Source organism: Streptomyces sp. NPDC127119 (genome assembly GCF_042677425.1).
Lineage (GTDB): Bacteria > Actinomycetota > Actinomycetes > Streptomycetales > Streptomycetaceae > Streptomyces.
On record NZ_JBHXTO010000124.1, the window covers coordinates 19173 to 28084 of the forward strand.

9 protein-coding genes and 1 rRNA gene are annotated in these 8912 nt (G+C 67.8%); all 10 read right to left on the minus strand.

Annotated features, from left to right (window positions below):
* Positions 1–13 precede the first annotated feature (13 nt).
* Positions 14–646: a MerR family transcriptional regulator gene (locus ACFVH5_RS34715; RefSeq protein WP_385837658.1), complete on the minus strand. Its 633-nt coding sequence runs from the start codon at positions 644–646 to the stop codon at positions 14–16.
* Between the two features lie 232 nt (positions 647–878).
* Positions 879–1352 (minus strand): bifunctional nuclease family protein, encoded by a 474-nt coding sequence (locus ACFVH5_RS34720; protein ID WP_006123076.1) that lies wholly within the window; start codon positions 1350–1352, stop codon positions 879–881.
* 99 nt (positions 1353–1451) lie between these two features.
* Complete coding sequence (locus ACFVH5_RS34725) at positions 1452–2186, minus strand: MerR family transcriptional regulator (RefSeq protein ID WP_385837659.1); 735 nt, start codon at positions 2184–2186, stop codon at positions 1452–1454.
* 43 nt (positions 2187–2229) lie between these two features.
* Positions 2230–3201: an FHA domain-containing protein gene (locus ACFVH5_RS34730; RefSeq protein ID WP_107018627.1), complete on the minus strand. Its 972-nt coding sequence runs from the start codon at positions 3199–3201 to the stop codon at positions 2230–2232.
* Positions 3202–3262: 61 nt separating this feature from the next.
* Positions 3263–4129 (minus strand): DUF881 domain-containing protein, encoded by an 867-nt coding sequence (locus ACFVH5_RS34735; RefSeq protein ID WP_385837660.1) that lies wholly within the window; start codon positions 4127–4129, stop codon positions 3263–3265.
* 5 nt (positions 4130–4134) lie between these two features.
* The gene (locus tag ACFVH5_RS34740) at positions 4135–4467 is read right to left on the minus strand and encodes a small basic family protein (protein WP_046587749.1); all 333 of its coding nucleotides are present in this window, start codon (positions 4465–4467) and stop codon (positions 4135–4137) included.
* Positions 4464–5366, minus strand: coding sequence for a DUF881 domain-containing protein (locus ACFVH5_RS34745; RefSeq protein ID WP_385837661.1), 903 nt, complete (start codon positions 5364–5366; stop codon positions 4464–4466). The genes ACFVH5_RS34740 and ACFVH5_RS34745 overlap by 4 nt, the downstream gene beginning before the upstream one ends.
* A 92-nt stretch (positions 5367–5458) precedes the next feature.
* A complete protein-coding gene (locus tag ACFVH5_RS34750) occupies positions 5459–7954 on the minus strand; it encodes a sugar phosphate nucleotidyltransferase (protein WP_384815038.1) in 2496 nt (831 codons plus the stop codon).
* An 89-nt stretch (positions 7955–8043) separates the two neighbouring features.
* Entirely contained in the window at positions 8044–8676 is a 633-nt protein-coding gene (locus tag ACFVH5_RS34755; RefSeq protein ID WP_107018623.1) for a CDP-alcohol phosphatidyltransferase family protein, read from the minus strand.
* A 150-nt stretch (positions 8677–8826) separates the two neighbouring features.
* Positions 8827–8912 (minus strand): 5S ribosomal RNA (rrf, locus tag ACFVH5_RS34760); the annotation flags it as partial.

The window sequence follows — 8912 nt, forward strand, 5'->3', positions numbered from 1 at the left end:
CTCTGGGGCCGCCTCAGACCGCCCGGTTGCGCCGCCGTGCCAGCTCGTCCGCCGGATTGGCGCCCACGAGCGTCTCGCCCGTGTCCACACGCTCTCCGTGGAGCTGGGAGAGCGCGCTCTCCACGTCCCGCCACACCACGCCCACGGCGATGCCGAAGATGCCCTGGCCGCCTTGGAGGAGCGCGTGGACCTCGTCGGGCGAGGAGCACTCGTAGACCGTCGCGCCGTCGCTCATCAGCGTCATCCGCTCAAGGTCGCAGGAGCCGCGCTCCTTGAGATGCTGGACCGTGGTGCGGATGTTCTGCAGCGAGACCCCCGTGTCGAGGAACCGCTTGACGATCTTCAGGACGACCACGTCCCGGAAGCTGTAGAGCCGTTGCGTCCCCGACCCGTGGGCGGGCCGCACGCTCGGCTCGACCAGCCCGGTCCTGGCCCAGTAGTCCAACTGCCGATAGGTGATCCCCGCGGCCGCGCAGGCCGTGGGCCCGCGATAACCGATCTCGTCGGACGCCACCTCGCCGTCCCCCGGCACCGCCGTCGGCCGCTTCACGTGATCGGCCGCGCTGCTGTGAAGCGGGTACGGGCCACTGTCCCCCAGACCGCGTCCGGGAGCACCCCCAGCCGTACCGTCGCCGCTGCTTCTCACGCCGACCTCCGTCCTTGACCTGCCTTCACGACGGTAGGCAGTCACCAGGGGCTCGTCAACGATCGCCACACTCGGCACGCCGGGTGATAATCACCCTAAGAGTGGTTTCCCGTACCCCACCGCGGGGAAAGGCTAGCCGAATGCTCTCGGGACGACCGCCGCACGGCCCGTCGTCCGACGGCCCCGGAGGGTCACCGACCGCCCTCTCGCGCCACCACCGGCTGTCGGGCCGTCACTGACTGTTGGTCCCGAAGTCCTCGGGCGAGATCTGGTCGAGGAACTCGCGGAACTTCTCCACCTCGTCCTCCTGCTCGTCCGGGATCGCGATGCCGGCGTCGTCGAGGACGCCGTCGCTACCGTAGATGGGCGTCCCGGTGCGCAGGGCCAGCGCTATGGCGTCGGACGGCCGCGCGCTCACCTCGACTCCACTGGCGAACACCAGCTCCGCGTAGAAGACACCCTCCCGCAGGTCCGTGATGCGCACTTCGGTCAGCTCCTGGCCGACGGCCTCCAGCACGTCCTTGAACAGGTCGTGGGTCAGCGGTCGCGCGGGGGCCATGCCCTGCTGCGCGAAGGCGATCGCCGTCGCCTCCCCCGGCCCGATCCAGATGGGGAGGTAACGGTCGCCTCCCACTTCACGCAGGAGCACGATCGGTTGGTTGGAGGGCATTTCGACCCGGACACCTACGACGTCGAGCTCGTTCACACAGCAACCCTAGGCCGTGCCCGGCATCTTTGGGTAGTCGAGCACGGAATGGGTGCCCTATCCCACGTTCCACGTCCTGCGTCCGCGCGGGTCGCCGGGTCAGGGAAGACGCACCCCGAGGGCCGACTGCACCAGGGCGGCGTGCAGCTTCACCGCGAGTCCCGCCAGCTCCTTGGTGCGTGCCTGGGCGTGCGCCCTGGTCTGCGGGTTGCGGTGGAGCCGCAGGGGTGCCACGACCTGGTCCACCAGCCCGGCCTCGCGGTCGGCGGCGGCTTTCACGGCGCGCAGATGCCGCGGCTCGATCCCGAACCGCCCGAGTTCCAGGACCAGTCCGGCGACGGTCACCGCTTCGGCGTCGTACACCCCGTCCAGGAGCGGGGTGATGAGCCCGTAGGACTCCCACTCGGCGAGCTCCTGCTCACCGATCTCCGCGGCGGCCAGCAGCTCGGCCCGCCCGATACGGGCGACGACGGGCCCGTCGGGCTCGCCCGGTGGCTCTCCGTCGCGCTGACGCCCCACGGAGGGCAGTGGGGCCGCCTCTCCGCGTCCCATGGCGTCCAGGTGCTCACGGATGACCTTCAGGGGCAGATAGTGGTCCCGCTGCATCCTCAGGACGTGTCCGAGGCGCTCGACGTCGTCCTCGCTGAACTTGCGGTATCCCGAGGGGGTGCGCTGCGGCTCGATGAGGCCCTCGGACTCCAGGAACCGAATCTTGGAGACGGTGACCTCGGGAAATTCGTCACGCAGCACGTTCAGTACCGTGCCGATGCTCATCAGCCCGTGGTCCGTGGCGGCGGCGCCGTGTCCGGCACCGCCGCTCGGTGTTCGAAGCATGGACCTTCCCTGGGGGTCTCCCCGGACAAAGTCTGGGGGAGGGTCAGATGCCCCGCTGGCTCGCGTAGAAGACCAGCCGGTACTTGCCGATCTGCACCTCGTCACCGTTCGACAGGGGGACCCGGTCGATGCGCTCCCGGTTGACGTACGTGCCGTTGAGGCTGCCGACGTCCGCCACCGTGAACGAACCGTCGGGCTCACGGCGGAACTCCACATGGCGGCGCGACACGGTCACGTCGTCGAGGAAGATGTCGCTCTGCGGATGACGGCCGGCGGTCGTCAGATCGCCGTCCAGCAGGAAGCGGCTGCCCGAGTTGGGCCCCCGCCGTACCACCAGGAGCGCCGAGCCGAGCGGCAGGGCGTCCACGGCGGCCTGCGCCTCGGGAGAGAGCATCGGCATCTGCGTCTGGCCGGTGGCCTCGGCGTCGTAGGCCTCAAGACCGGAGATGGAGATCGTCGAGGTGGTCTCCGACGGACGCTCCGGGGTCGCCCCGGCCCGCAACGGCGCACCACAGTTCGAGCAGAAGCGGCTCGCCTCCGCGTTGCGGTTACCGCACCTCGTACACACCAGGGCCGACATGGACGGATCCTCCTGCCGCGGCTGCCCCGCCGGGGTATTGGACGCGTACGGGTCGGAGCCGAAACCTCCACCCGCACCTGAGGTTGACGGATCTCCGAAACCTATGCGCCCCGACTGGGCAGGGTCAACAGACGGCGCGCCCTGACCACCGGAAATGTCACCGGGCGGCCCACCGACCTGGTCCCGGAACAGGGGGCGGTCCCCCTGCTCCTCGCCTTCAGCGGGGCGCGGTGCGCGATGGCGGGCAGTGGCGTTGTCGCTGCCCTCTCGTGCGCTCTTGCCGAACAACTTCGCAAACAACTTCACGGGCGATTCCCCTTGACCGAAACAGACCCGCCCGTGGGGCAGGACGAACCCTGATTGCACACACCGGTCGAGCCGGACACCCTCACAACGTCCGTATCCACCAGACAGTTTCCACCACGCACCACCCATTCGGTGCGTCGACCCCCCGCAAGCTCATGCCCTCGGAGAGCCACCTCCAAGCGCCCCCGGTTCACTGGGAGGACGACCGAGCGTAGTCAGGCCGCTCGGCGGGTCGCAAGGCGTCCACGACGATCTTGTCCGAGCGGTCCACCGTGACAGTGGCCTGCTCCTTCTCCAAAGTCTGCACCACTCCGCCAGGGATGTTGAGCGCCGGTTCGAGGTCCTGAGGTTTGCCGATGACCTTGAAACGATACGGGGAGCTGATCTTGTTCCCGTCCACCGCTACTCCCCCGCTCACATCCGTCAGATAGGTGCCCGCGACGATCCGTACACCATTGACCTGGATCGCCTCCGCGCCCGCCGCGCGGAGCTCCTGGATCGCGTCGAGCAGCGAGTCGGCCTCGACCGTCCCCTTCCCGTCGTCGATCGTCAGCGTGATGCCGGGGCCCTGCGCCGCCACGGTGCCCGCGAGAATGCCGAGCTGTTTCTCCTTCTCGACGGTCTGCTTGCGGGCCTCCTCGGCCTGGTCCGAGCTGTTCTCCAGCTCGGTGCGCTGATCCTCCAGCCCCTGCTTCTCCTCTTCCAGACGCTGTGTACGGTCGTCGAGTTCATCGAGGATGCGTACAAGATCCTCCTGGCGTGCGCCGCGCAGGGCGCCGTCGCTGTCGCTGTTGGACGCGACCTGGACGGCGAGGCCGAATCCGAGGCCGAACAGCAGCAGCGCGACGATGAGTTGCGCGCGGGACACCCGCGGCGGCCACAGCCCGTTCACGAGCCGCTGACGGCCGGTGGGACCGGCCGGCCCGGCCGGTTCCTGCTCGGCCCGCTCGGCACCGGGCCCGGGCGCCTTCTCCGGAGCCTTCGTCCGGACCTCTTCGGGCAGTTCCTCGCGCAGCGGGTTCTCGGAGGTTCCCGGCGTCTCGTCGTTGCTGCTCATCGGCCTCACGCCCGGAAGACGTGCCGACGGATCGCCGCGGCGTTGGAGAAGATGCGAATGCCCAGGACGACCACGACACCCGTGGACAACTGGGCGCCCACGCCCAGCTTGTCACCCAGGAAGACGATCAGCGCGGCCACCACGACGTTGGACAGGAACGACACCACGAAGACCTTGTCGTCGAAGATCCCGTCGAGCATCGCCCGCAGACCTCCGAACACGGCGTCGAGCGCCGCGACGACGGCGATCGGAAGATAGGGCTCGACCATCGCCGGAACCTCGGGCCGGACCAACAATCCAGCCACGACTCCCACGACGAGGCCCAGTACGGCGATCACGATGTGCCTTTCTCTGTGCTCGGTTGTGCTGTTCGTACGATCACACTCGGTGCTGCGGGCAACCGGACCTCGTCCTCGGCGGAGATACTGGTCCTGATCCCGAAGTTCTCGTGCAGGGCCTGCAGATACTGCCCGTCCCCGCTGTTCTGGAACTTGGTGCGCAGCCGGTCCCCGTCCCCCACGGCCAACACCGTGTACGGCGGCACCAGCGGCTTGTTGTCGACCAGTATCGCGTCACCCGCGGCCCTGATCGCGGACAGGGCCGTCAGCCGCTGTCCGTTGATCGTGACGGCCTCGGCGCCCGACTCCCACAGCCCGTTGATGACTCGCTGCATGTCGCGGTCGCGTACGCGTCCGGTGTCCGAGAAGCCCGAGGTCTCGCGCGCGTCGCCGTCACCGGCGTGCTCGGCTTCCTTGGCGTCGTCCACGACGAGTTTCACACCGGGACCGTGCACTTCGAGGGCACCGGCCAGGATGCCCACCAGCTCGCCCTGGTCACCGCCGTGCTTCTTCAACGCCTCACGCTGACGGGCGCCGACGTCGTCGCGCAGCTCGTCGATGGCGTCCTCAAGGTCTTCCGCCGCAGACGTCTGGCTGTCGATGCGGTCGATGAGCTCCTCGCGCTCCTTGGCGACGACCGGAGCCGCTATCCGCGCCTGCGCCGCGCCCACGGTCACCAGCAGTGCCGCGAGCACCAGACCGGCCGCGAGACCGAGCTTCGCCGACAGCTTCTTGGGCATCCCGCCCGTGCCTTCGGCCTTCCGCCGGGCAGCGGCCTCGGCGTACCCCTCGTCGAGACTGTGGTCCATGACGTTGGTGAGCAGCGACATGGACGCGTCCGGACGCGAGGGGCGCGTGGGGGTGCTCCGAACGGGGGGCTGCTGCGGCATGCCGCACATCGTCGCACGTCGTGACCTGTAGCTCCGAACGGCCCCACCGACGTGCCGGACAGGCCCGATTCGGGGCACTGTCCGGCACGCGCGCGTGGTGCTCAGCGACCGGCGCTGTCCACCACCGACGACCACTCGTCGAGCAGTGCCTGCGCCGAGGCGTCGTCGGGCCCCTCGGCCCACAGATGGGTGACCGCCTCCGCCGGATCGGGCAGAACCATCACCCAGCGACCGTCGGTCTCCACGACACGCACCCCGTCGGTGGTGTCGACGAACCGGTCACCGGCCGCCTCGACCACGCGCCGCATCACGAGCCCCTTGACGGCCCAGGGAGTCGCGAGATCGCGCTTGAGGACATGAGCCCGCGGGATCCGCGCGTCGATCTGACTGAGCGTGAGCTGCGTCCGTGCCACCAGACCGATGAGCCGGACGAAGGCGGCCGTACCGTCGAACACACTGCTGAACTCGGGCACGATGAACCCGCCGCGCCCGTCGCCGCCGAAGATCGTCGACTCCTCGCGCCCGACGCGCGTCAGATCGTCCGGGGACGTCGTCGTCCAGTCGACCTGTGTCCCGTGGTACGCCGCCACCTGCTCGGCGATCCTCGTGGTGGTCACCGGCAACGCCACGCGCCCGCTGCGCCGTTCGGCAGCGACCAGGTCGAGCATGACGAGCAGGGCCCGGTCGTCCTCGATGATCCGGCCCTTCTCGTCGACGAGCGACAGCCGCTCGCCGACCGGGTCGAACCGCACGCCGAACGCGGCCCGTGCGGACGCCACGATCTCGCCGAGCCGCACCATCCCGGACCGGCGGGTGTCCGCCGTCTCCGTGGGACGCGACTCGTCGAGGCCCGGGTTGATGGTCAGCGCGTCGACCCCGAGCTTGCCCAGGAGGCTGGGCAGCACCAGTCCGGCGCTGCCGTTCGAGGCATCCACGACCACCTTGAGCTCGGAGTCCGCGACCCCGGTCGTATCGACGTTCCGCAGCAGCGACCCGGTGTACGAGTCGAAGACGCTGGCGGGGAAGTGCAGATCCCCGATCTCACCGGGGAACGCACGCCGGTACTCCTGCCGGGCGAACACCCGGTCGAGCTTGCGCTGACTCCCCTGGGACAGGTCCGCCCCGTTCCCGTCGAAGAACATGATGTCGACCGAGTCGGGAACTCCGGGCGTCGTACGGATCATGATTCCGCCGGCGCTGCCCCGCGCGGTCTGCTGCCGCGCCACCGGCAGCGGTACGTTCTCCAGGTCCCGTACGTCCATGGCGCTGGCCTGCAGAGCGGAGATGACCGCCCTCTTGAGCGCACGGGCACCTCTGGAGTGGTCACGGGCCGTCGTGACGGTGGACCCCTTCTTGAGGGTCGTCGCGTACGCCCCCGCCAGCCGCACGGCCAGCTCCGGCGTGATCTCCACGTTGAGGATCCCGGTCACGCCACGGGCTCCGAAGAGATGGGCCTGGCCGCGGGACTCCCAGATGACCGACGTATTGACGAAAGCGCCGGCCTCGACGGTCTTGAACGGGTACACCCGCACGTTGCCCTGGACGATCGATTCCTCGCCGACGAGGCACTCGTCCCCGATGACGGCGCCGTCCTCGATACGCGCGGCCCGCATGATGTCGGTGTTCTTGCCGATGACACAGCCGCGCAGATTGCTGTGCTGGCCGATGTACACGTTGTCGTGCAGTACGGCCTTGTGCAGGAACGCGCCGGTCTTCACGACGACGTTGGAGCCCACCACGGTGTGCTCGCGGATTTCGACGTCCGCCTCGACCTTGGCGTAGTCCCCGATGTACAGCGGCCCCCGCAGTACGGCGTCGGGGTGGACCTCGGCGCCCTCGGCGACCCAGACTCCGGGCGATATCTCGAAGCCGTCCAGCTCGACGTCGACCTTGCCCTCCAGGACATCGGCCTGCGCCTTCACATAGCTCTCGTGCGTGCCGACGTCTTCCCAGTAGCCCTCGGCGACATAGCCGTAGATCGGCTTGCCCTCCTTCATCAGCTGAGGGAAGACATCGCCGGACCAGTCGACGGAGACATCGGCTTCGACATAGTCGAAGACCTCGGGCTCCATGACATAGATGCCGGTGTTCACCGTGTCCGAGAACACCTGACCCCAGGTCGGCTTCTCAAGAAAGCGCTCGACCTTTCCCTCGTCGTCGACAATGGTGATGCCGAATTCAAGAGGATTGGGAACGCGGGTCAAACAGACCGTGACGAGCCCACCCTTTTCCTTGTGGAAATTGATGAGGTCGGTGAGGTCGAAGTCGGTCAGAGCATCGCCGGAGATCACGAGGAACGTATCGTCCTTCAGTGCCTCTTCGGCGTTCTTGACACTGCCGGCAGTACCGAGTGGCTTCTCCTCGTTGGCATAGGTGAGCTCCATACCGAGCTCTTCACCGTCACCGAAGTAGTTCTTGACCAGCGAGGCCAGGAACTGGACGGTGACGACGGTTTCGTTGAGCCCATGCCGCTTGAGCAGCCGTAGCACGTGCTCCATGATCGGGCGATTGGCCACAGGCAGGAGCGGCTTGGGCATGCTTGAGGTCATGGGGCGAAGGCGTGTGCCTTCGCCGCCGGCCATCACGACGGCCTTCATGTCGGAAGCGTCCTCCTTGAAGAGACGGTCTAGCCGACTTCACCCGTCAGATTGTCCCGCACATTCTCGTTGCGGGCCATCAGAGACCTCTACGGCCGCCCATTGGGCGGGCTCAGTCGGCCATGGTTGTCCGCACGAACTAGGCGGCGGACCTGAACCACGTAGAGGATCCCTGCCCACCAATACAGAGTTGTACCCCATCCGGCGAACGCCCATCCGAAAATAGCAGCGAGTGACGCAAGCCATCCACTTCCGTCACTGAGCAGCAACAACGGGAAGGCGTACATCAAGTTGAACGTTGCGGCCTTCCCGAGGAAGTTCACCTGTGGCGGCGGATAGCCGTGCCGCCTGAGGATGCCCACCATCACGAGCAGAACGAGCTCGCGCGCCAGCAGCACACTCGTCAGCCACAGTGGCAGGATCTCGCGCCAGGTGAGCCCGAGCAGGGTCGAGAGGATGTAGAGGCGGTCGGCCGCGGGGTCGAGCAGCCGGCCGAGGCCGCTGATCTGGTTCCAGCGCCGGGCGAGCTTGCCGTCCAGATAGTCGCTGATACCGCTCAGCATGAGCACCAGAAGCGCCCAGCCGTCGCTGTTGGGCCCACCGAACTCCGGCCTGAGGATCAGCCACAGAAAGAGCGGTACGCCCGCGAGGCGCGCCATGCTGAGGATGTTCGGGATGGTGAGGACCCGGTCTGTCTGGACGCGGGTCTCCTGGACCTCCACCCGGGGGCCTCCTGTGGGAACGAGCCAACGATGCCCCCTGACCTTACCCTCAGCCATCCACCCCCAGCGCGGAGGGGTTCCGGGTGGTTCTGTCCCCGGAACGCAAAAAAGCCCCCGCACCGAAGTGCGGGGGCTTTTCCATCAATAATAGTTCGGCGGCGTCCTACTCTCCCACAGGGTCCCCCCTGCAGTACCATCGGCGCTGTAAGGCTTAGCTTCCGGGTTCGGAATGTAAC

Coding starts and splice junctions, on each gene's coding strand:
- ACFVH5_RS34735 (WP_385837660.1), bottom strand. CDS start 4,129: ATGAGCAGCAACGACGAGACGCCGGGAACCTCCGAGAACCCGCTGCGC.
- ACFVH5_RS34745 (WP_385837661.1), bottom strand. CDS start 5,366: ATGTGCGGCATGCCGCAGCAGCCCCCCGTTCGGAGCACCCCCACGCGC.
- ACFVH5_RS34750 (WP_384815038.1), bottom strand. CDS start 7,954: ATGAAGGCCGTCGTGATGGCCGGCGGCGAAGGCACACGCCTTCGCCCC.
- ACFVH5_RS34730 (WP_107018627.1), bottom strand. CDS start 3,201: ATGGGTGGTGCGTGGTGGAAACTGTCTGGTGGATACGGACGTTGTGAG.
- ACFVH5_RS34725 (WP_385837659.1), bottom strand. CDS start 2,186: ATGCTTCGAACACCGAGCGGCGGTGCCGGACACGGCGCCGCCGCCACG.